This window comes from Mycobacterium sp. IS-1590 (assembly GCF_001500025.1).
In the GTDB taxonomy this organism is placed as follows: domain Bacteria; phylum Actinomycetota; class Actinomycetes; order Mycobacteriales; family Mycobacteriaceae; genus Mycobacterium.
In genome coordinates, this window is sequence record NZ_LQIW01000048.1 from 160,983 (window position 1) to 184,259 (window position 23,277).

General features: G+C 65.4%; 21 protein-coding genes. 13 read left to right on the forward strand and 8 right to left on the reverse strand.

The genetic code is table 11. The features are described 5' to 3' along the window. Positions 1–111: 111 nt before the first annotated feature. From AU197_RS21785 to AU197_RS21835, 11 genes are all read left to right on the forward strand, one after another. A complete protein-coding gene (locus AU197_RS21785; RefSeq protein ID WP_064405354.1) occupies positions 112–354 on the forward strand; it encodes a ferredoxin in 243 nt (80 codons plus the stop codon). Positions 355–411: 57 nt separating this feature from the next. After that, a complete protein-coding gene (locus AU197_RS21790; protein WP_064405597.1) occupies positions 412–1,557 on the forward strand; it encodes an amidohydrolase family protein in 1,146 nt (381 codons plus the stop codon). A gap of 129 nt (positions 1,558–1,686) precedes the next feature. Continuing rightward, positions 1,687–2,088, forward strand: coding sequence for a Zn-ribbon domain-containing OB-fold protein (locus tag AU197_RS21795; protein ID WP_197415625.1), 402 nt, complete (start codon positions 1,687–1,689; stop codon positions 2,086–2,088). Next, positions 2,088–3,245, forward strand: coding sequence for a thiolase C-terminal domain-containing protein (locus AU197_RS21800; protein WP_064405358.1), 1,158 nt, complete (start codon positions 2,088–2,090; stop codon positions 3,243–3,245). The genes AU197_RS21795 and AU197_RS21800 overlap by 1 nt, the downstream gene beginning before the upstream one ends. Beyond that, positions 3,242–4,828, forward strand: coding sequence for a FadR/GntR family transcriptional regulator (locus tag AU197_RS21805; RefSeq protein ID WP_064405360.1), 1,587 nt, complete (start codon positions 3,242–3,244; stop codon positions 4,826–4,828). The genes AU197_RS21800 and AU197_RS21805 overlap by 4 nt, the downstream gene beginning before the upstream one ends. Positions 4,829–4,879: 51 nt before the next feature. Continuing rightward, positions 4,880–6,136, forward strand: a complete 1,257-nt coding sequence (locus tag AU197_RS21810) for an amidohydrolase family protein (protein ID WP_064405599.1) — start codon at positions 4,880–4,882, stop codon at positions 6,134–6,136. Further along, positions 6,137–6,895: an SDR family NAD(P)-dependent oxidoreductase gene (locus AU197_RS21815; RefSeq protein WP_064405362.1), complete on the forward strand. Its 759-nt coding sequence runs from the start codon at positions 6,137–6,139 to the stop codon at positions 6,893–6,895. It begins immediately after the preceding gene. Positions 6,896–6,913: 18 nt separating this feature from the next. Further along, positions 6,914–7,264: a DUF4286 family protein gene (locus AU197_RS21820; protein ID WP_064412932.1), complete on the forward strand. Its 351-nt coding sequence runs from the start codon at positions 6,914–6,916 to the stop codon at positions 7,262–7,264. A 31-nt stretch (positions 7,265–7,295) separates the two neighbouring features. Then, complete coding sequence (locus tag AU197_RS21825) at positions 7,296–8,327, forward strand: phosphotransferase family protein (RefSeq protein WP_064405366.1); 1,032 nt, start codon at positions 7,296–7,298, stop codon at positions 8,325–8,327. 19 nt (positions 8,328–8,346) lie between these two features. Continuing rightward, a complete protein-coding gene (locus tag AU197_RS21830) occupies positions 8,347–9,351 on the forward strand; it encodes an LLM class flavin-dependent oxidoreductase (RefSeq protein ID WP_231745148.1) in 1,005 nt (334 codons plus the stop codon). 102 nt (positions 9,352–9,453) lie between these two features. Next, positions 9,454–10,887, forward strand: coding sequence for a WS/DGAT/MGAT family O-acyltransferase (locus tag AU197_RS21835; RefSeq protein WP_064405368.1), 1,434 nt, complete (start codon positions 9,454–9,456; stop codon positions 10,885–10,887). Here the strand turns inward: AU197_RS21835 and fadD12 are convergent. Continuing rightward, positions 10,884–12,491 carry an acyl-CoA ligase FadD12 gene (gene fadD12 / locus AU197_RS21840; protein ID WP_064405370.1) on the reverse strand — a complete coding sequence of 536 codons (1,608 nt, stop codon included), beginning with the start codon at positions 12,489–12,491 and terminating at the stop codon, positions 10,884–10,886. The two genes, AU197_RS21835 and fadD12, sit on opposite strands and share 4 nt — an antisense overlap. Positions 12,492–12,494: 3 nt before the next feature. Next, positions 12,495–13,301, reverse strand: coding sequence for a lysophospholipid acyltransferase family protein (locus AU197_RS21845; protein ID WP_064405372.1), 807 nt, complete (start codon positions 13,299–13,301; stop codon positions 12,495–12,497). Between the two features lie 94 nt (positions 13,302–13,395). Here AU197_RS21845 and AU197_RS21850 point away from each other — a divergent pair, with 94 nt between their 5' ends. Together AU197_RS21850 and AU197_RS21855 are read left to right on the forward strand one after the other, a co-directional pair. After that, a complete protein-coding gene (locus tag AU197_RS21850; RefSeq protein WP_064405373.1) occupies positions 13,396–14,478 on the forward strand; it encodes an NAD-dependent epimerase/dehydratase family protein in 1,083 nt (360 codons plus the stop codon). 18 nt (positions 14,479–14,496) lie between these two features. Then, complete coding sequence (locus tag AU197_RS21855; protein WP_064405375.1) at positions 14,497–15,339, forward strand: SDR family NAD(P)-dependent oxidoreductase; 843 nt, start codon at positions 14,497–14,499, stop codon at positions 15,337–15,339. 8 nt (positions 15,340–15,347) lie between these two features. On the opposite strand, the gene AU197_RS21860 is transcribed toward AU197_RS21855, so the two are convergent. Genes AU197_RS21860 through AU197_RS21885 form a run of 6 tightly spaced genes read right to left on the reverse strand, consistent with a single transcriptional unit; the run spans position 15,348 to position 23,257 of the window. After that, positions 15,348–16,157 carry an SDR family NAD(P)-dependent oxidoreductase gene (locus AU197_RS21860; protein ID WP_064405377.1) on the reverse strand — a complete coding sequence of 270 codons (810 nt, stop codon included), beginning with the start codon at positions 16,155–16,157 and terminating at the stop codon, positions 15,348–15,350. A gap of 8 nt (positions 16,158–16,165) precedes the next feature. After that, positions 16,166–18,748: a CaiB/BaiF CoA-transferase family protein gene (locus AU197_RS26715; RefSeq protein WP_064405379.1), complete on the reverse strand. Its 2,583-nt coding sequence runs from the start codon at positions 18,746–18,748 to the stop codon at positions 16,166–16,168. Further along, complete coding sequence (locus AU197_RS21870) at positions 18,748–19,698, reverse strand: enoyl-CoA hydratase/isomerase family protein (protein WP_064405381.1); 951 nt, start codon at positions 19,696–19,698, stop codon at positions 18,748–18,750. The genes AU197_RS26715 and AU197_RS21870 overlap by 1 nt, the downstream gene beginning before the upstream one ends. A gap of 6 nt (positions 19,699–19,704) precedes the next feature. Beyond that, the gene (locus tag AU197_RS21875) at positions 19,705–20,847 is read right to left on the reverse strand and encodes a M24 family metallopeptidase (protein ID WP_064405383.1); all 1,143 of its coding nucleotides are present in this window, start codon (positions 20,845–20,847) and stop codon (positions 19,705–19,707) included. Positions 20,848–20,852: 5 nt separating this feature from the next. Then, a complete protein-coding gene (locus tag AU197_RS21880) occupies positions 20,853–22,028 on the reverse strand; it encodes a M24 family metallopeptidase (RefSeq protein WP_197415630.1) in 1,176 nt (391 codons plus the stop codon). Between the two features lie 59 nt (positions 22,029–22,087). Beyond that, positions 22,088–23,257 (reverse strand): amidohydrolase family protein, encoded by a 1,170-nt coding sequence (locus tag AU197_RS21885; RefSeq protein ID WP_064405387.1) that lies wholly within the window; start codon positions 23,255–23,257, stop codon positions 22,088–22,090. Positions 23,258–23,277: the final 20 nt, after the last annotated feature.

The window sequence follows — 23,277 nt, forward strand, 5'->3', positions numbered from 1 at the left end:
GTTGACTAGGTCGGCTGTCTGCGGTTAGCTGATCGAGTGGCCGTGCGTCGGTGATCGCTGCCCGCTGGGTATGACGCGATCACGGCCCGGAGCTCTCGGAGGGAGATTTTCGTGAAGGTCCACGTCGATTCGACCCGCTGCCAGGGGCATACGCTCTGCGCGATGATCGCGCCCGACATGTTCGAACTCAGCGAAGTGGACGGTAGCTCTTCCGCGGTCACTGAAGTCGTACCGGCCGACCAGGAGGAACGAGTGCGCGAGGCAGCGCAGTCATGTCCGGAACAGGCCATTGTTCTCGATGAGATGTCTGCCGACCCAGATTCGCAGCTTGGTCGACAACGGGCGCTCCAGTAGAACAACGATCTTCCGAGTTGTTGACTGCTGCGTATTTCGAGTGACGAAGAAGAGATGATGCCCACTATCCACACAGGTGAACGCACGGCACCCGCCGAGCGGATCGCTGTTCGCTGTGTCGACTCCGACGTGCATCCCGTTCCCAGGAGCGGGGATCTGACGCAGTACATCCCCGAGCCGTGGCGCAGCAAGTACTTTCTCAGCCGACCCGTGGGTGAACAGATCTATTACGACGCACCGGATTACGCCCATGCCCGCGCTATGCGCGTAGACACCTTTCCGGCAGATGGCGAGTTTGCCGGCAGCGATCCTCAACTGGCCTTCAAACAATTGATCCTCGAGGCCGGTGCCGACATCGCGATATTGGAGCCGATACACGGCAGTTGCCGACTGCCGGAGGCGACCGCCGCGATCTGCTCCGCCCACAACAGCTGGCAAGCCAACCACTGGCTCGACGATCGCAACAACTGGCACCAACGATGGCGTGGATCTATTTGCCTCGCAATCGAGGAACCCGAGGCGTGTGTCCGCGAGATCGAGCGGTGGGCCCCTCACCCTTACATGGCCCAGGTCCTCATCAATGCCGAACCCCGGCCGTCATGGGGCGATCCGAAATACGACCCGATCTGGGCAGCGGCAACCCGACACGACATCACCGTCAGCTGCCACCTTGGCCGCAGCCATCACGAGGAACTTCCGATGCCACCAGTCGGGATACCCAGCTACAACCACGACTTCATGGTCACCTACTCATTACTGGCTGCGAACCAGGTGATGAGCCTCATCTTCGACGGAGTGTTCGACCGATTTCCCGCATTGCGCGTTGTCTTCATCGAGCACGCCTTCACCTGGATCCTGCCGCTGATGTGGCGGATGGACGCCATCTACGAGGCGCGCAAGCCCTGGGTCGACATCAAGCGCAGGCCGTCCGAATACGTCAAGGATCACATCAAGTTCACGACCCAACCGCTCGACTATCCCGAGGACAAGACGGAGTTGCTTCGCGCATTCGAGTGGATGGAGTGCGACAAGATCCTTCTCTACAGTTCGGACTACCCGCACTGGACGTTCGACGACCCCCGCTGGCTCGTCAAGCACTTACCCGAGCACGCCCGCGAAAACGTGATGTACCGCAACGGGATCTCTACCTACCGACTCCCTGAGACGGTTCCGGCCATTGAAGGCCAGGTGCGGGTGCTGTAGCCGCCGCCGTGGCGGAGCGTGCTAAATAGTTGACTCTGTCGTATTTTTTAGCTTTAGTAGTTACGACACCGCGAGCGGAGGAGATCGGTGACTGAGAAGGACGCCCAAACGTCGGCCGATCCTCGGCCGGTGCCGGCGCCCGACGATGTCAGCGGGTTCTTCTGGAACGCCGCCGCAGAGCATCGACTGGTACTTCAGCGCTGCGGCTCGTGCCGCACTTTGCAGTATCCGCCTGAAGTATGCTGCTCCCGTTGCCAGGCACAGGATTTCGAGCCAGCCGAAGTTTCCGGCCGCGGTTTCATTTACTCCTACGCGGTGGTCGACCGGCCGCTGCACGCCGGCTTCATCGACGCTCTGCCGTATGTTGTCGTGCTCGTCGAACTCGACGAACAACCCGGCCTGCGCATCCTGACCAATCTGGTCGGTGTTCCCGATGGCACTGCGCTTTCCTGCGGCATGCGGGTCGAGGTCGTGTACGCGAACCGGGGTTCGCTCACGCTTCCGCAGTTCCGACTCTCCGAGGCCGCCTGATGAGTTCATTGACCCGTCCCGTCGCAATCGTCGGCGTCGGCTACTCCGAACTGAGCCGCAAGGGCGAGCCCCACCCGAACTCGCTCGCGCTCGCGGCGACCGCCGATGCGTTGGCGGATGCCGGGCTGAACGCAACAGACATCGATGGCATCTTCGAATACAAGTTCGGGCCGGAATCGCCTGGCGCCCAGGATATGGCGCGACTGCTCGGGGTGCCAGACCTGGCCGCTTTCGCCGACATCATGGCATCGAACCCGTCGGGAATGGCTGGCGCCCTCGCGGGCGTCATGGCCGTGGCCTCCGGGGTGTGTGAAACCGTACTCACCTTCCGGTGCCTGACCCGCGCCGCCGGCCACCAGGGAGGTGTGGTCAGCGGGCCGGCCGAGATCACCGGGCGAGATCAGTTCCTCACCCCCTACGGCTACCTCGGCGGCATCCTGGTGAATCTCGCGCTGAAGAAGCGCCGCTGGATGGATGAGTACGAACGCCCGGAAGAAGATTTCGGCCGCATCGCGGTCAACGCACGAAGGTGGTCTGCACTCAACCCCCGTGCCGTGCTGCGGGACGAAGTCACCCTGGACGACTATCTGTCCTCACGGATGATCGTCGACCCGCTGCGCGTACTCGACTGCGATTACCCCGTGAACGGCGCGGTGGCCACCGTCATCACCACCGCCGAGCGTGCGAAGGATCTACGCCAACCCGCGGTGCTGGTCGACGCGATGAGCTACGCCACCGGACGCGGCGCGGACTGGGTCTTCGATGTCGACTTCCTCTACGGAGGTATGGCCGATTGCGCTCAGCGGCTATGGCGCAGGTCATCGGTGACGATCGATGATGTCGACGTCGCGCAACTCTACGATGGCTTCACACCGGTGACCGTGGCGTGGATCGAAACGCTCGGCGCCTGCGCTCGAGGGGAATTCGGCGACTGGGTAGGCGATGGAAAACGCCTGGCGCCAGGTGGCGACTTCCCCCTGAACACAGCGGGCGGCCAGCTTGCCGAAGGCCGACTCCACGGAATCGGCCTCTTGAATGAGGCGGTGCTGCAACTGCGAGGTCAGGGCGGGGCCCGGCAGGTTCCCGAGGCTCAGGTCGCATTGGTGGCAAGCGGCCTGTATCCACAATGCGGCGCGATGGTATTGACTGCGGTATGACCGAAAACCGCGATACGCAGACCCGCGAAGCCGTCACACCTGTGCCCATGGACGGTGGCGACCCGGTGTGGCGCGCCCTGCCGAGGCGCAACACCAGGAAGGTTTCGCATCTGCTCGCCGACGACCTTCGGCGCCAGATCCTCAGCGGCCAGCTCGCCGCCGATCAGCAGCTCCCACCCGAAGCAGACCTGACCGCGCAACTGCAGATTTCCCGCGAGACACTGCGCGAGGCGCTGCGGATCCTGGAGTCCCAGCAGCTCGTCGAGATCAGGCGCGGCCGCGGCGGTGGCGCGGTGGTCCGGCGGCCCGGCCTGGACGCGGTGGCCCGATACGTGGCGCTTCTTCTGCAACTGCGCAAGACCACCCTCGCTCATCTGGAAGAGGTGCGCACGGTCGTCGAACCGCCGGCAGCGGAATTACTCGCTGCCCAAGCCGGATTCGAAGACATCGAAACGCTGGTCGAACTCCACGATGCGGAACGGGCGGCCGACAGTCCGCTCGCCTTCGTCACCGCGATGTCGGCCTTCGACCAGGCCGTCATCGAGCTGTCCGGAAACCGCACCCTTGCGGTCATCGCCGGCGTCTTCCGGGACATCTACGCCGGGCAGGTCTACTCCTCCATCGGCAGCACCGACAACTCTTCGGCCGAGCAGATAGCTCGGCGCGTGGTGGTCAGCCACAGCGCCTTCCTGGACGCGGCCAGGCGCAGGGACGGGGCGCTCGCCCAAAATACTTGGAGCGACTACCTTTACACCACCAATCGGATGCTGGTAAGCCGGAACGTCAGCCGGCAACCGATCGATGTCACACCGCTGTGGCGGGCCCAGGCCGGGCACGACAGTGGCGAATCGGCACCCCGCCGGGCGTCTGTGGTGGCCACCGAGATCCGAGCGCGTATCGCCGAGGGCCGGCTGGGTGAGGGGGACCGCCTGCCGCCGTTGGCCGAGTTGGCCGCCGAATTCGACATATCCAGACCCACACTGCGGGAGGCCTTACGGATTCTGGAGATGGAGTTCCTTCTGGATCTGCGCACGGGCGACCGGGCCGGGGCTGCCATCCGGACTCCCACCACACGTGTCGCCGCCAAATTGGCCGGGATCGTGCTCGAAGCGCGCGGCACCACCCTGGCCGACTTCCACCGGGGACTTCGGCTGATCGAACCCTCCATCATGGGTCTGGTCGCATCGCGGATCGGAGCGAGACAACTCACCGTTCTCAACGGCATCAACACCGACCTCGCCGAATCCGTCGAAGACACCGCAAGGTTCGTCACCACTTATCGAGAGGCAGAGAAGATCGCATTCTCTGCCGTCAAGAATCCCGCACTCACCGTGATCGCCGAGATTCTGCACTGGGTTCGCGTTGCCGTCGAACCGAGCATCACGGCCGACGTAACGGGCCTTCCCTGGGTCACGAAATCCAATCGCCGGACTCAGGGCCTTTTCTCACAGTTCGTCAGCGCGGCTGCTGATCATGACTCAGCCCGTGCGGTGTCCGTGTGGACGCGGGCCATGGCGGCCAATGTGGCGTGGGCCGAGGAGTCGGAATTCAGTGAGCGATTGATGCTCGACCTGATGGGTTGATCCGTTGTGCACAACCGTCGCGGCGAACCGTCACCGAAGAAAAGGAAGAAAATGAACGTCGATGATCTGATTCTGGTGAGCGTGGACGACCATGTGATCGAACCGGCCCACATGTTCGAGGGGCGGGTCGCCAAGAAATATGAAGACAAGGCACCCCGGTTCATCCGTCGTGACGACGGTACGATGGCCTGGACCTATGAGAACCAGGAGATTCTCAACCCCGCGCTCAACGCCGTAGCGGGGCGTCCACCGAGCGAATTCGGCATGGAACCCACATCGATCGAAGAGATCCGGCTGGGCTGCTACGACATCGACGCTCGGGTAAAGGACATGAACGCCAACGGCGTTCTCGGTTCGATGTGCTTTCCATCCTTCCCCCGATTCTGCGGTCAGCTGTTCATGGAGACCGCGGACAAGGACCAGGCCGCGGCGATGGTGCGCGCTTACAACGATTGGCACGTCGAAGACTGGGCAGGCACACACCCCGGCCGGATCATCCCTCTGGGACTACCCATGATGTGGGACCCGGAGGGTACTGCCGCCGAAGTGCGGCGCCTCGCTGCACGTGGGTGCCACGCCGTGACCTTTTCTTCCAGCCCCTATGACCTGGGCCTGCCGAGCATCTACGACGAGCACTGGGATCCGTTCTGGGAGGCCTGCGCCGACGAGGGCACCGTCGTGTGCATCCACCTCGGGTCGAATTCTGCGCCACCCATGACTTCTCCGGATGCGCCCATCGAGCTCATCTATACCCTCTCTCCGATCGGATTGTTCTCCGCCGCAGCGGATCTGCTGTGGAGCCCGGTCTTCCGGAAATTCCCCTCGCTTCGTATTGCCCTGTCCGAAGGGGGCACAGGGTGGCTGCCGTACTTCTGCGAGCGGGTGGACTACATCTACAAGCACACACAGCACTGGAGCGGCATGGACCTCGGTGATCGCCTGCCATCCGAGATCTTCAAGGAGCACGTGATCTTCTGCTTCATCGACGATTTCGTGGGCATCGAAAACCGCCATCACCTGAACATCGACAACATCACCTGGGAGTGCGATTACCCGCACTCGGACACCACGTGGCCGCAGGCGCCGGAGGTGCTGATGAAGTCACTTGTCGACGTCCCCGACGAGGAGATAAACAAGATCACACACCTCAACGCCATGCGGCACTTCCGGTACGATCCGTTCGCGCACGTCCCCCGTGAACAGGCGACGGTGGGCGCGCTGCGTGCTCAGGTCGGCGATTGGGACATCAGCGTCAAGTCGGTCAGCGAGTTGCGCCCCGCCATGGCGTCTTCGGAGCGGGCCTTATAGATGCAGCTGCGCGACAAAGTCGTCGTCATCACCGGAGCCGGTAGCGGAATCGGTGAGGCGTGCGCGCACAGATTCGCCGATGAGGGCGCGAAAGTTGTTGTCACCGACAAGAACCCGGAGGGTGTCGAGCGTGTTTGCAAAGCGGTCGACACCGTAGGTCTGGCGTGCGACATCACGGTGGAGGAGAACGTCCGCGCCGTTGCAGACCTGGCTCGCCGAACCCACGGCGATGTCGACATCTGGTTCAGCAACGCCGGTTACACCGGTCCTGCTCAGCACGGCCGCATCGCCGATGACGAGTTGTGGGACGTGAGCTGGCGCCTGCATGTGATGTCGCACGTGTACGCCGTTCGGGAAGTGCTGCCGGCGATGCTCGCGCGCGGCGAGGGTTATCTTCTTCAGACTGCGTCGATCGTCGCTTTGGCGCTACACCCCGACAAGCCGGCCTACTCGGTTACCAAGAAAGCGGCTTTGGGATTTTCGGAGTGGCTGGCCGCCACGTACCGACCGAAAGGGATCAAGGTCTCATGCTTCTGCCCGGGCCCGATGCTGACGCCGATGCTGCTGGGTGACGGAATACCGGCCGACCACCCGATAGTGCAGAATGCCGCGACTCCTGCGCAGGTGGCTGACCGCTTGGTCAATGCGATCGACGCGGAGCGCTTCCTCATATTGGACTCAACCCTCGGCCAGGAACTGTTGTCCGCGAAGGCAGCCGACTACGAAGAATGGATCGCCGCGATGGAACAGAACACCTGAGATCAGAACAGGAGCAACATGTCCGACAGATTTATCCAGATCGTCTTCTCAAACCCGTTGGAGGGCAGGGACGACGAGTTCAACGACTGGTACGACAACGTCCACATTCCGGACCTGCTCGCCATTCCCGGGATGCTGTCGGCGCAACGCTACGACCTCAAGGACGCCGACATTTATCACATGGAGGGCGGAACAGCACCCGAGCATCGGTACGCGATCATCTACGAGATGGAAGGCGATGTCGATGCCATCCTGAACAAGATCCAGGAGGGCGTGGCGGCCGGAAGAATCGTCATGTCCGACTGCCTGGACATGTCCAGTTGGCGTCTGTCGTTCTGGAATCCTCGCGGTCCCAAAGCCACTGCTTGAATCGAGTCCGGACATAAACAGGAGCGCTTTCGTGAACAATAGCATCGACGTCCACCGCCTGAGCCGATGGCTCGACGAACAGGAAGTGACCGGAAGCGGTGAACTGCCTGTGCTGCAGCATCTTTCAGGTGGGTCCCAGAACGCGCTGTACGTGATCCAACGCGGCGGGAGCCGGATGGTCATGAGGATGCCGGGTGATCGCGCTGATGAGCGGCGACTGGCCGACCTGCTGCGCGAGATCCGCCTGGTGCGCGCCCTGTCGGGTACCGACGTCCCCCACGCAGAATTGATCGCTGCGGACGAGACGGGTGAAGTGCTGGGCAAGCCGTTCTATGTCATGGCCGAGATCGACGGGTGGAGCCCGATGGACAGGGGCTGGGCGGCGCCCTTCGACACCGATCTGGAGGCCCGACGCGGACTCGCGTTCCAGCTGGTCGAAGGCGCCGCGAAATTGGCACGGGTGGACTGGCGGGCGCAGGGTCTCCAGGGTTTCGGCCGGCCAGAGGGCTTCCACGAACGTCAGGTCGACCGTTGGTTGTCGTTTCTCTCGGGTTTTCAGGTTCGTGAGCTGCCGGGGTTGGACATCGCCGCCGATTGGCTCCGAGCCAACCGGCCCGAACACTTCACGCCAGGCATCATGCACGGCGACTACCAGTTCGCCAACGTGATGTTCGCCCACGGTGCACCGGCACGATTGGCCGCGTTGGTGGACTGGGAGATGACCACGATCGGCGACCCCTTGCTGGACCTCGCCTGGGCGGTCCTCGGCTACGACGGTGACGAGCCGAAAACCGATTTCTACCTGCCGATGGAGGGCATGCCGCCGCGCAGTGAACTCTTGGAGCACTACGAGAACATCAGCGGCCTGCCGACCGACAACCTCGACTACTACCTGGTGTTGGCCAACTTCAAGATCGGCATCGTGTTGGAACGAACCTATGCGCGCAACGCGACGTCTCCGGACGGCGACCGCGAGGTCGCCGACGCATTCGGGTCCATGGTGCTGCAGTCGGTCGCCACCGCCGCCGACATGGCTCGATCATTGGCCGGTAGCGTCGGATGACGCGCGGTAGGTAAGACCCGTGGCGCTCACCTTCGGTTATCTGTACGACATGCGGAATCCCGAGCAGTGGCGGCGCCCCTCGGTCGACGTGTATCGGGAAACGCTCGACATAGTTGCCTGGACTGAGACCGTCGGGTTTCGCGGCGCATGGTTACCCGAGCATCACGGTGCCGACGACGGTTATCTCCCGACGCCGAATCTGGTTTTGGCAGCAATGGCGGCACGAACATCGACGCTTCGTATCGGCGCGGCCGTCGCGATCGGGCCTCTCTATCACCCCGTGCGCTTCGCCGAAGAGTGCGCTGTTCTCGACATCCTTTCCGACGGCCGGCTCGAGACAGCGCTCGCGATCGGTTACCGGCGCCGCGAATACGAGATGTACGGAGAATCGTTCAACCGGCGTGGAACTCGTTTCGACGAGTTCCTGCACATCGTTCGCGCGCTGTGGGCCGGCGAGACGGTGGACTTCGCCGGAAAGCACTACACCGTCAAGGACGCGCGAATCATGCCCGCGCCACCGCGCGGACAAATTCCTCTCTACATCGGCGGATTCACGGACCGGGCCCTCGAGCGGGTCGCCGTTCACGCCGACGGCTACCTCAAAAATGAAGAGGTCTGCGACTCCTATCTCGTCAAACTGCGACTCCGCGGGAGAGATCCGGCCACCGCAGCCATCCGTATTCCCGGGCTGTTCTTCACAGTTGCCGAGGATCCCGACGAAGCTCTCGAGGAGCTCGCCCCCTTCTACCACCACGTGTTCTCCAGCTACGGCGCATGGATGAACGAGGACAACGCGATCGGTATGGCCAACGCCGCGACGCAGCAGATGGATATCGATACCTTCAAACGCAGCGGAATCCTCCAGATCATGACGCCGGATCAGGCCGTCGCTCACTTCCGCGCGATGCGCGAGCGAATACCCGTCGAGCATTTCATGATGCTGCGGACCCCCGGACTGCCCGCTGAACGGTTCGTCGAGTACGCCCAGCTTTTCGCCGACAAAGTCATCCCCGCCGTCAACTGAGCAGGCGTTCCGCGCTCCCGCTGACTGAAACCCCCCCGATCATCACCGCCGGAGTGGTTCGATGGAGCCCTTGGACACCGACGGTCCGCAGGGGGTGGGGAAGTGAAGCGACTCAACGGCATGGACGCCATGCTGCTCTACAGCGAGACGCCCAACCTGCACACACACACCTTGAAGGTCGCGATCATCAACGCCGCCGAATTCGACGGTGACTTCACCTTCGATCACTTCCGGCGAACCATCGCCCGGCGACTGCACCTGCTCGACCCGCTGCGCTATCGGCTCGTCGACATTCCCTGGAAGTTGCACCATCCGATGTGGCTCGAGGACTGCCCGGTGGATCTCGACTACCACCTGCGCCGTGTGCACGTGCCGAGCCCAGGCGGTCGCCGCGAGCTCGACGAGGTCATCGGCCGGATCGCCAGCACGCCGCTCGACCGCAGCCGGCCGCTGTGGGAGTTCCACTTCGCCGAGGGAATGGCAGACGACCGGTTCGCGCTCATCGGCAAGGTGCACCACACCCTGGCCGACGGTGTGGCGTCGGCGAATCTGCTTGCGCGGCTGATGGATCTCGCGGACGGCACGCAGCACGAGCACGAGGACTACGCCGTCTGTGACACACCGGGCCGCTCCGAGCTGATGAAGTTCGCGATGCGCGACCACGCCACGAACGTCGCCGCGCTGCCCACTCTCGCCCGTGACGCCGTCCGGGGGTTCACCAAGTTGCGGCGCCGCGCCAAGGAGCGCGCCGAATTGCCGGACCTGGCGAAGATGTTCCGCACCCCGCAGACCTTCCTCAACCACGTGGTCTCACCGGGACGCACGTTCGCCACCGCCTCGCTGTCGCTGGCCGAGGTCAAGGAGACGGCCAAGCAGCTCGAGGTGACGTTCAACGATCTTGTGCTGGCCACTGCGGCGGGCGGGCTGCGAGAACTGTTGTTGCGTTACGACGGGCGCGCGGACCGTCCGTTGATGGCGTCGGTCCCGGTCAGCACGGACCTGTCCCCCGACCGGATCACCGGCAACGAGATCGGCGGCCTGTCGGTGTCTCTGCCCGTCCACATCGACGATCCGCTCGAACGGGTCCGGTTGACCTCCCTGGCGACGGGACGGGCCAAAGAGAACTACGAACTGCTCGGCCCCAAACTGCAGGGCCAGCTGATGGAATACCTGCCTCCCCCGCTGACACCGGCGCTACTGCGCTGGCAGAGCCAGCGCGCCAAGCACAATCCGCTGATGAACGTCGCGGTATCGAGCGTGCCCGGACCACGCCGTCGCGGCCACATCGGTGGCGCCCCGGTGAGCGAGATCTATTCGATCGGCGTGCTGTCGGCCGGCAGCGCGTTCAACATGACCGTGTGGAGCTACGTCGACCAGGTGGACATCTCGATCCTGTCCGACGACAGAACCTTCGACGACATCCACGAGGCCACCGACGCCATGGTGCACGGACTCGACGAAATCCGTTCCGCGGCAGGGCTTCCCGCACTTTCCGTGGTGGGTACGGCGATGGCTCCCGCCCCGGCGGCCCGTTAGTCGACCCGATCGAGCAGGTCCTTTCGCGCCACCTTTCCGGTGCTGCCGCGCGGCAGTTCGTCGAGGACGGTGATCTGCCGCGGCACCTTGTAGTTGGCGAGGTTGTCGCGGACGTGTTGTTTGAGGTCGTCGGGGCCGGCACTTCCACCGTCGTTGAGCACGACGAAGGCCACGAGGCGCTGACCGTACTGCTCGTCGTCGACGCCCAGCACCACCGCCTCCTTGACATCGGAGTGTTGGGCCAGTGTCTTCTCGACCTCGATCGGGTACACGTTCTCGCCGCCGGAGACGATCATCTCGTCGTCGCGGCCGACCACGAACAACCGCCCCGCCTCGTCGAGGTAACCGACATCCCCGGAGGCCATGAAACCGTCGTGAAAGTCCTTGGTCTTGCCGGAGGTGTATCCGTCGAACAGCGTGCCGCTGCGGACGAAGATCTGACCCGTCTCCCCCGCTGGGAGTTGGTTGAAATCCGCGTCATAGATGCGGATCTCGGTGCCGTCGGCGGCGGTCCCGGCCGTGTCGGGAGCGGCTCGCAGGTCGGCCGGCGTCGCGGTGGCGATCATCCCCGCTTCGGTGGCGTTGTAGTTGTTGTAGATCACGTCGCCGAACCGGTCCATGAACTTGATGACGACATCGGGACGCATCCGGGAACCCGATGCCGTCGCGAAGCGAAGTGACTTGCCGCTGTAGCGGTTCAACACCTCGTCCGGAAGGTCCATGATCCGGTCGAACATCACCGGCACCACCACCAGGCCCGTCGCCTTGTATCGGTCGATCAACTCCAGCGTCGCCTCAGGGTCGAATTTGCGCCGAGTGACGATGGTGCAGGCCAGCAGCGCGGAGAACAGCAACTGCGAAAAGCCCCACGCGTGGAACATCGGCGCGACGATCACGGTCGCCTCTTCGGCGCGCCACGGCGTCCGGTCCAGCACCGCCTTGAGATCGCCTGCGCCGCCGCTGCCTTCGCCGCGCTTGGCGCCCTTCGGGGTCCCGGTGGTGCCGGACGTCAGCAAGATGATGTCGCTCTTGCGTTCGGCCGGGGCGGGCCGCTTGCCGATATTGGACTCGATGAGTTGATCGAGCGTCAGCCCGTCGGCGGCTTCACCGGTCCAGGCGAGAATGCGCGTCGCGTCGGGCTTGTCGGCCATGGCCCGGTCGACGATCTCGGAGAACTCCTCGTCGTAGATGACGACGTCGGCGCCTTCCCGATCGACCACCTCGGCCAGCGCCGGTCCCGCGAACGAGGTGTTCAGCAACAAGACGTCGGCGCCCATCCGGTTCGATGCCACCAGGGACTCGATGAAGCCGCGGTGGTTGCGGCACATGACGGCAACGGTTTTCGGGGCGCCGCCGGGAAGGTTCTGCAGCGCTGTGGCCACCGCGTCGCAGCGGTCGTCGATCTGCTTGAAGGTCAGGGTGCCGCGTTCATCGACGAGCCCGGGACGGTCGGGGCAGCGCTGCGCGGCCGCGGCGAAACCGACCGTCGCCGTCATGCCCACGCGGCGCATCGCCGCACCCATCCGCAGGTATTTGTCGGGGCGCAGCGGAGCGATCAGGCCCGCCCGCCACAGCGTCTGCACGAGTCCCACAACGTCGGCCATTTCTCAGCCCAACACCGGGAATCGGCGTTCGGCGGCCAGCTCGTCGAGCGCGGCCTGCATCACCGAGCGCACGTGCTCGTCGACCTCCTTCACGTCCGGGTCGTCCCCGAACTGCTCGACCACGTTGATCGGCGGCAACACCCGCGTGGTGATCTTGGCGGGCAACGGAAGGTTCGGCGGGAAGAACACCGACACCCCGAACGGGAATCCGACACTGATCGGCAGGATCTCGGCACGCAGCCGCTTGAGGCCGATGCGCCGGGCGATCGAGTCGCCCCGCGCGAGAAACAGCTGCGTCTCCTGAGCGCCGACCGAAACCATCGGCACGATCGGGACACCGGCCTCGATCGCGGTCCGGACATATCCCGTGCGGCCGGCGAAGTCGATCACGTTCTCGCTGAACGTCGGCCGGTAGGAGTCGTAATCCCCGCCGGGGAACACCAGGACCACCGCGCCTTCACGCAAGGCCTTCGCCGCGTTCTCCCGATTGGCCCCGATGACGCCCGCGCGGCGCAGCAACGTGCCGACCGGCCCAACGAATATGGCGTCGTGCCCAAGCGTGTACACGGGGCGGTCGAAGCCGAACTTCTCGTAGAAGGCGGGCGCGAAGATGAGCACGTCCGGGGTCAGCATGCCGCCCGAGTGATTGGACACCAACAGCGCCCCACCGGCAGCCGGCATGGCGTCCACGTCGCGCACCTCGGCCCGGAAGTATCGCCGGATGAGTGGGCCGACCGTGTTGACGATGCCGCGGGTGAACGCGGGGTCCCACTTGGCGACTTCCGGCTTCTGTGCCCCATTGCTGTTCATGGCGTACCTGTCATACCCCGCGCCGCCCCTCCCCTAGACCTGAACATGGTACTTTCGTAAAAAGAGAATGTCATATTCGCAGGTGGGAGGCAGGATGGCGGCGGTATTGGTGACCGGCGGCTTCGGCCTGGTGGGGTCGGCGACCGTGCGCAGGCTCGCGGAACTCGGACGCTCGGTGGTGGTGGCCGACCTGGAGACCCCCGCGAACAGGAAAGCACAGGCGAAACTCCCGCGGGGCGCCTCGGTGCGATGGACCGACCTGACCGACGAGGCTCAGGTGCAGCGACTTGTCGCCGACACCGCGCCCGAGGCGATCATCCATCTGGCCGCCGTGATCCCGCCGCCGATCTACAAGAACCCCAACCTCGCCCGGCGCGTCAACGTCGAAGCCACCGCCACGCTGGTGCGCATCGCCGAACAACAACCGACCCCGCCGCGCTTCGTGCAGGCGTCGAGCAACGCGGTCTACGGTGCGCGCAACCCACACACGGCGAGCGCGCCCGTGCGGGCCGATGACCCGATGCGGCCGTGCGATCTGTACAGCGGCACCAAGGCGGAGGCCGAGGCGATCGTGCGGGCCTCGAAACTGCCGTGGGTGGTTCTGCGTCTCGGTGGTGTGCTGAGCACCGATCCCAACGCGATGCCGATGAGCGCCGACGCCCTGTACTTCGAGAGCCTCCTTCCGACCGACGGCCGATTGCACACCGTCGATGTCCGCGATGTCGCGTGGGCCTTCGCCGCGGCGACCACCGCCGACGTCGTCGGGGAGATCCTGCTGATCGCCGGCGACGACTCGCACCGGATCCGCCAGGGCGACGTGGGCGCGGCGCTGGCGGCGGCCCGAGGCCTGCCCGGGGTACTGCCGCCCGGCAGACCCGGCGACCCCGGGCGCGACGACACGTGGTTCGTCACCGATTGGATGGACACGACGCGCGCGCAGGAAGCGTTGCGGTTCCAGCATTACTCGTGGCCCGACATGAAAGCCGAGGCCGCCGCCAACGCGGGCTGGACGCGGTACGCGATGCGGTTGCTGACACCGCTTGCGCCGCTTGCGCGCGCATTGCTCGCGCGACGGGGCGCATACCGCAATACACCCGGCAAGTACGCGGACCCGTGGGCGGCGATCCGCGCCCGGCTGGGCGAGCCGGCGTGGGATCGACCCCGCGATCTGACCTGACCGCCTAGTCTTCGGCGGGTGGAGACGTTCAACGGCCGCGCAGCGGTCATCACCGGCGGTGCAAGCGGCATCGGTTTCGCCGCCGCGCAGGAGTTCGCCCGGCGCGGGGCGCGCATCATGCTCAGCGACATCGACTCGGCCGCGCTCGACCGTGCCGTGGCCGACCTGCGCGCCGACGGCGTCGAGGCCCACGGCGTGGTGTGCGACGTGCGGAAGTTCGACGACGTCAACCGGTTGGCCGACGAGGCATTCGGCGTGTTCGGCGACGTGCACCTGGTCTTCAACAATGCCGGTATCGCCTACGCCGGCCCGATCGCGCAGACCAGCCATGACGACTGGCGGTTCGTCATCGACGTCGACCTGTGGGGACCGATCCACGGTGTCGAGGCATTCCTGCCGCGGCTGCTCGCGCAGGAAGCCGACAGCCACATCGCGTTCACATCGTCGTTCGCCGGGCTGATCCCCAACGTCGGGCTCGGCCCCTACTGCGTCGCCAAGTACGGCGTTGTCGCGCTCGCGGAGACGTTGTCGCGCGAGGTGCGCGCCAACGGCATCGGTGTGACGGTGTTGTGCCCGATGATCGTCGACACCAATCTGCTGGCCAACACCGAACGCGTGCGCAGTGAGGACTACGGTCCAGCCACCGCGTCGGGCGCGGACTCGGTTCAGCAGTTGGCGTCGAATCCGAGCGACGACTCCGTGCTCAATGTCGACGAGGTGGCCCGCTTGACTGCCGACGCGATCGAAGCCAACCGGCTCTACGTGCTACCGCACAGCGCGGCTCGCGGCTCGATTCGCCGTCGCTTCGAGCGCATCGACCGCACATTCGACGACCAAGCTGCCGCCGGCTGGACCCACTGACACCGAAATCACCCCGGCGGGCCGAGCGTCGGCCTGCCCGTCTGCGGGTGGTGATACCAGCCGCCCGCGGCGTGGGTCCCGCCGTCGACGTGGATGGTCTGGCCGGTGATGTAGCTGGCCATATCGGAGGCCAGAAACACTGCGGCGCTAGCGACTTCGTCGACATGACCCGGTCGGCCCATCGGTATGCCGGGGGCGATGTCGGAGTTCAACGTCCCGCCGGAGATCTGCATCAGCCCCTCGGTCAGGGTGAGGTCCGGGGCGAGCGCGTTGACCCGGATGCCGTGCGTTGAAAGCTCGAACGCCGCGGTCTGCGTGTAGTTGATGACGCCGGCTTTGGCCGCGGCGTATGCGGCGTATCCCGGTGCGGCGCGCACACCTTCGATGGACGTCACGTTGATCACGCTGCCGGGGCTGCCCGCCGCCGCGAGACGGCGTGCCACCCGCTGGGTGCACAGCAGCACGTGACGGAGGTTGGCCTTGTACAGCGCATCCCAGCCGTTCTCGGTGGTCTCGAGCATCGGGGAGAAAAAGGTGCCACCGGCGTTGTTGACCAGAATCGACACCTCGCCGAGCTCGCCGACGGTGGACTCGAGCGCGGCGTCGACCTGGGCGCTGTCCCGCACATCGGTGACGAGACCCAGCGCGCCGATACTTTCGGCGGTCGCGGAGCAGGTGTCGGGGTCGCGCTCCCAGATCGCGACGGACGCCCCGAAGGCGGTGAGCCCTTCGGCGATTCCCTTGCCGATACCGGCGCCGCCGCCCGTGACGACCGCGACGCGCCCGGTCAGCAGGATGTCCGACGGATCGATTGCCACGGGTCGAGTCAACCAGTTTTGGTCGTGCGAATGGTGAGACCCGCGGGAGCCGATCCGATGACCCCCTGCTCCTCCAGTGCCGCGATCTCGTCCTCGCTGAGCCCGAGACCGGTGAGGACCTCGCGGTTGTGCTGTCCCAGCAGCGGTGCGGGGCTGTGGTGGAAGCTGCGCACGGACCCGAGGCGCATGGGCAGCGTGCTGTGTCGTGCGGGAGGGTTGACCGGATGGTCGACCTCCTCGTAGAAGCCGCGGTGCACCAGCTGCGGAAGGTCGCCGACACGGTGCGGTTGCATCACCTTGGCCACCGGAACACCTGTCGCCCAGAGCGTTTCGACGATCTCGTCTCCGGTGCGCGCGGCGCACCATGCGCCGAGGTGCTCGTCGATGGTGTCGTGGTTGCGGCGCCGCCCGTCGACCGTGGTCATCTCGTCGGTCGCCCACGCCGGACAGCCGAGGGCGTCGACCAGGCCGGCCCACTGCTCGTCGGTGGCCACCGCGATGGCGACCCAGTCGTCCGGGCGACCGAATTCGTCGAGTTCACTGGTGCGGTACAGGTTCTGCGGCGCGGCGGCCGGACCCCGGTTGCCCTGCCGCTGCAGCAGATTCCCGTAGGCCGAGTATTCGATGACCTGCTCGGCGGCGACGTTGAGCGCCGCGTCGACCATCGCGGCCTCGATCCGTACTCCCTGCCCCGTCCGTCGCCGGTGCGCCAGCGCGAGTAGCAGAGCGTTGAGGCCGTGCACACCGGCGTTGGGGTCGCCGACCGAATACGGCTCGACCGGGTTCTGATCGGGATATCCGGTCAGCCAGGTGATTCCGGAACAGTCCTCGATCACGTAGGCGAACGCCGGCTTGTCGCGCCACGGCCCGTCGAGCCCGAAGCCCGGCATGCGCATCACGATCGCGTCGGGGCGCAGCCGGTGCACGGCATCGAAGTCCAGACCGATCTGATCGAGCACGCGCGGGGTGTAGTTCTCGACGACGACGTCGCAGGTCGTGATCAGCCGGCGCAGCAGTTCGACGCCGCGCTCCGTCCGGATGTCGAGCGTGACACTTTTCTTGTTGGTGTTCAGGCCGGAGAAGATCGGCGAGCGTTCCCACCACTGCTCCTCGGTGATCGGCACCCCGGCGATCAGCCGCGTGCCGTCGGGCCGCGCCGCCGACTCGATGTGGATCACCTCGGCGCCGAGTAGCGCCAGCATGTGGGTGCACGACGGACCGGCCCAGAAGCTCGTCATATCGAGCACCCGTAGCCCCTCAAACGGTGTTCGCGAAACTAACCCCAGGGTCGTATCCCCGGCGGAATCACGACCCTGTTGTACCGTTCGCGAAACTAACCCCAGGGTCGCATCCCCGGCGGAATCGCGACCCTGTTGTACCGTTCGCGAACCCAACCCCAGGGTCGCATCCCCAGCGGAATCGCGACCCTGTTGTACCGTTCGCGAACCCAACCTCAGAGTCGCATCCCCGGCGGAATCACGACCCTGTTGTACCGTTCGCGAACGATATAGATCGGTGTGCTCGCCGAGGCGTGGTGCCGGCTGCGGCTCGCGCAGCAGCGACGGTGTGGTGCGGTACGGCGCCCCGGGCTGTGTGAAGCCGTCACGCGGATTGGTGACGAACGTGCCACGTTCGACGAACTGGTCGAAACCCGTCACAGTGGCGCCGTTTCCGACCGGCGCATTCGGGATCCGAAACGCGCTGGACAGCTCGAGAATGTCCTCGACGCGGTTCTCCCTCACCCACTCGTAGATCTGCTCGGCGTGAATGTTGGCCTGTTCGGTGATCGACAGGTCGCCGCCCTCGTCGATCCACTCGTCGTGGCCGACCATCGCGCACAGGTCGAACCACTGCTGCGCAGTGCCGCACCCCAGCGCCACCAGGCCGTCGGCCGCGGACGCGACACCGGGCACGGTCAGCCGGCGACGGTCCCGGAACGGCCGCCCGAGAGCGTCGTTGAACGACACCGAATAGTAAGTCAGGCAGAGGATCTGGGCTTCGAGGATCGAGACGTCGACCAGACCGACCGCAGCCGCCGTGGTGCCCGCGGCCGCATATGCTCCCGCGAGCCACTCCCCGATCTGACCCGCCACGAACACCGGCGCGCGATCCGGGGCGCCCCGGCCCAGCCCGATCATGCCGCCCGACCACGCCTGCAGCGTGAACTCGGTGGCGGGTCTGTCGGCCCACGGCCCCTCGAGCCCGAACGGGGTGATCGCGGTAACCGTCAGATGACCGTACGTATCGGCCAGCGCGGCGGGGGTGAACTCCTCGAGCTCGGCCACCTGAGATCCGCGCGACCACACCACCGCATCGGCCGAATGCATCAGTGCGCGCAGCAGTTCGAGGTCGTCGGCGCTGTCCGGGTCGACGACGACGCTGTGTTTCGAGCAGGCCAGGAAACTGAACAGCGCCCCGTCGCAGCCCGGCTCGATGCGCGCACCGGACGCGGACCAGTTTCGTAGCGGATCACCCTGCGGTGACTCGACTTTGATCACCGTGGCGCCACCGTCGGCAAGTAGTTTGGTGGCGTAGGCACCGGCGATGCCGCTCGACAGGTCAACGACGGTGTACTCGTCCAGCGCCGGCACTAATCCTTCTTTCTGCGGTTGGCCTTGCTCAACCGGAACTCGGGCGGGAACTTGTCGTCGTTGTCGTTGACGGCGTCAGCGAGGCCCACATCGATCGCGTCGGCGAGCATGAAGTCGTCGCCGTCCGGTCGTGCCGCGCCGCCCATCGACTCGAACATCGCCGACAGCAGGCTGCCGAGGTACTCACCTTGGAACTGCTTGACCACCTCGAAGAACATCTTCTGCTGAAAGACGCTGTCCACCGGACGGTTCCGTGCACATGCGTGGGCGTACTTGGCGACCTCGGCCTCGAGCTGGTCGCGCGGCACCACCATGTTGAGAAAGTTGCACTCCTTCATCTCCGAGGCGGTGAACGGGCGACCGGTGTACACCATCTCCTGGAATGGCCGCAGCCCCATGGTCATCACCCACGTCCACATCCGCGGTCCCCAGCCGAAGTACCGGAACGACGGATGACCGAACAACGCGTCGTCGCTGGAGATCACCAGGTCCGCGTCCGCGCACTGGTAGAAGTGCCAGCCGTAGCAGTATCCCTTGGCCTCGACGATGCTGATCTTCTTGAGTTCCTGCAACGCTCGGTTGCCCGCCGCGACGTTGGCGTACCACTGCCCCATCGTCGCGCCGTGCCGGAACGACCCTTTCGGGGGATAGACGACGCTCGGATCGTCCACCCGCAGCTCGGCCAGCCGCGCCTCGTCGTCACCGTCCATGAACTCCGGCAGGTCTGCACCGCTGCCGAGGTTCTCCCCGACACCGCGGATCACCACGACCTTCACGTCGTCGTCGACGGTGGCGCCGCGCAGCAGGTCGGCGTAGCGTAACCGCGCAGCCGACGTCGGTGCGTTCAGGTACTCCGGCCGGTTGAACGTGATGGTCGCGATCTTGGTCGCCGGGTCCTTCTCGTAGAGGACGATCTCCTCAGGGGCGGGCCGACTCCCGGAATCCGACATGTCGCGTCAACCGATTCCGACGCCCGCACCACTCCAGAGCGGGCTGGAGGTCAACACCTCGGCCCCGTCGGCGGTGACGTGCACGGCATCGCGGCTGAAGACCGCCCCCACCCCCTGCTGCCAGACGTAGCCGCTGACCGCGAGCACCATGCCGGGTTCGAGCAGTTCGTCGGCGATGGTGGACCGCAGGGCCGGGGTCACGACGGGCGAGTCGTAGCCCAGGCCGAGGCCGTGGGCGACAGGCATCGACGGTAGCGGCTCGCCGGCCGCCTCGTAGGCGGTCAGCAGCCCGCTCGCAGGCCGACCCGGCCGGCACGCGTCCAACAGGTTGTCCCACAGTCGGTTCCAGCGATCATAAAGCCGCGGGACCGCCGATCCTTCCACCTCACCGACGGGCCATGTGCGGCCGACTTCACCGACGTACCCGTCGGCCAGGGCACCGGCAGAGAACGCCACCAGATCGCCGTCTTCGATACGGCCGTCGCTGCGGGCACGCCGCCACGGGTGTTCCTTGCTGGTCACCCAGGCGCCGTCCTGGGTGGCGGGCGTGGTCACCCCGCCGGCGGCCATCGCCTCCATCAGCGCACCGGTCAGCGACTTCTCGGTCGTTCCGGCCGCCAACTCGGCTCGTGCGGCGTCCAGCGCCGCTTCGGCCACGCTGAGCGCGCCGCGGAGCACCGCGATCTCGTCGGGCGTCTTGATCCGCCGTGCCGCCCGCAGCGCCGGCTCGGCGTCGACGAGTTCGGCGTTGGGAAACGCCATCGGCAGCAGTTGCGCGAATGTCGGTGTCAGCGAATCGGTTCCCACCCGTTTGGCGGTGGCGGCCCCGGGCAGCGCCTTGAGCACCTCGACGAGTGTCATCGGATTCCACGCCAGCCCGTAGAGGTGGTCGTGGGGGATCTCGTCGGGGATGCCCTCGTCCCAGGTGCTGTTGAGGTGGATCTCACCGGTCGAGCGGACGACCTCGCAGATCGGTCCGAACGGCCGCGTGCCCGCCACCCACAACTGCGGGGCACCGGTCACATAGCGCACATTGGCCTGCCGGCCCAGCACCAGGATGTCAATGTCGCGTTCTTCCATCTGGGCCAGCGCGCGCTCACGGCGACCACGCCGCAGATCGGCTGCGTCAGGCAGAATCTCGAGTGCCATTCAGTTCAGTTCCGTCCGTAGGGGGCGTAGGGGTAATCGGTGATGGACTGATAACCATCGTCGGTGATGACCACGATCTCCTCGCTTCGATAGCCACCGGTGCCGTCCTCCCACACCACGGGTTCGAGCACGAGCAGCATCCCGGCCGGGAACACGAAGTTGTCGTCGAATTCCTCACCCAGATCCGTTCCGATCATCGGCATTTCGGCGGCGTTGGTGCCGATGCCGTGACCGAGGTAGAAGTGCGGTAGCCACGGCTTGGCGCCGCCGTTGGCGGCGATCCCCGCGCGGGCCAGGTCACCGCTCGTGGCGCCGGCCTTGGTGACCGACAGCACGGCGGACAGGATTTCGCGCCACTTCTCGTACTGCGCCTGCTGACGGTCGTCCGGTTCCTCGCCGACCAACCAGGTGCGGCCGAAGTCGGAGCAGTATCCCTTGTAGGTGATGCTGACGTCGGTCCACAACACGTCGCCGCGTTCGAGTTCACGTTCGGTGGTCAGCAAGGGCAGCGCCAGGTCTCCGGTGGTGGTCCAGACCGAACCGCTGGTCTTGGTCGTGGGCATCACCTGCCAGATGGCCTCGAGCATGTTGGCGGTCGCGCCGAGTTCGAACGCGCGCCGGACGAACGCCGCCGAGAGGTCGACTTGCCGAACGCCGGGGGCAAGGGCCTTCTGTACGTCGACCATCGCCTCTTCGGTGATGCGGCAGGCGGTTCGGACGCACGAAATCTGGTCGGGCGTCTTGACCAGCTTGGCCGGCCCGACGACCTGCGCGGCGTCCGACGGCGGACCCGACGGGAACAACGCGGCCGACGCGCGACGCATGGCGCCGGTGAGCTCGTCGACCGCGATCTTGCCTCCGGCAGGAACCAGATCGGCCAGCACCTTGGCGAATTGTTCGACGCCCTCGTCGAATTCGAGGTACAGCGGCCCGTGCACATGATCGTCGGGCACATCGGTCTGCGATGACGACCCCTCCCGCAGCGGCATGAACAGGTGTGGGTGCGGGTCGTCGACGAGCACGATCGCGACCGGGCGTTCCACGTGTGAGAGCCCGGCGTCGAGCAGCGGCCAGCTGACGCCGGTCGCATACACGACATTGCCGTTGCCGAGCAGGACGAGTGCGTCGACACCCTTGTCCTTCATCGAGTCGCGCAGCCGCACACCGCATTCCCGGTACATCCGGGCGAGGTCGGGAACCTCCGGGATGTCGATCGACGCCGATTGCGGAGCGAATGTGGTCACGAGATCCCCAGGAAATTCTTGATGTTGGTGGATACGATCTTCACCGCGTTCTCGGGTCCGACCGCGTCGACGACCGTCTTCAACGATTTCTCCGAGTATCCGAAGGTGGATTCGTTGTGCGGATAGTCCGACGACCACATCACGTTGTCGACGCCGATCTTGTCGATGAGCTCCAGGCCGAGTGGGTCGACCATGAACGACGCGCTCATGTGGTTGTCCCAGTAGTGCCGCACGGGATGCTCGAGCTGATGGTTGAACATGTGCCGGTACGACGCGAGCATGTGCTCGGCATCCTGTAAAGCCGTTGGCACCCAGGCGATACCGCCCTCGAACCAGCCGATCTTCAGCGATGGATGACGGTCGAGGATGCCGGAGAACACGTACTTGGCGAACTGCTCGCGGAACGAGTCGACGTTGACCATCATCCCGACCACGACGCTGTTGTGCTGGCACGGCGTCTTGGGCGGTGTTTCACCGATGTGGTGGCTGACCGGCACGCCCGCGGCCTCGATCTCGTCCCACACCGCGTCCATGTCGGAGCTGCCGTAGTCGTAGATGTTGCCGTCGTCGTCCTTGCCGGGATTGAGCGGCAGCAGGAACGTCCGCAGCCCCAGCGACTTCAGTTCCTCCAGCGTGCTCCTGGTCCCCTTGGGATCCCACCAATTGATCAGCCCGACACCGTAGAAGTGGCCCTTGCTGCGTTCCTGCAGATCGGCGATGTGCTCGTTGTAGATCCGGAAAACGCGCTCCCGCAGAGCCTTGTCCGGGTAGTGGAACAACGCCAGCACCGCGTTCGGGAAGGCCAGCTCCTTGTCGATGCCGTCCTCTTTGAGCTCACGGACGCGGGCCTCGATGTTGTTCGACGCCGCACCGGCGAGGTCGTCGTACTGCATCAGGACCCGGCCGAAGTCGCCGCCGGTCCAGGCCTTGCCCTTCATGCCGACCATGTAGGCGCCGTCCTCGTACCAGATGCGTGGCGCGGCGCCCTTGAGTTCCTCGGGGAAGCGGTCGTAGAAGATGTCGTCGGCCACCGAGATGTGATTGTCGGCGGAGAAGATCTCGGTGCCGGTGGGTAACCCGAAATCGCCTGTGGCGTGGCCCTTGCGGTGCTTGGGGGCGCCGAAGCCCTCGGGGGGATACAGGGTGGCGGTAGTTGGTGCTGACATCGTTGACACTCCAATCGGGC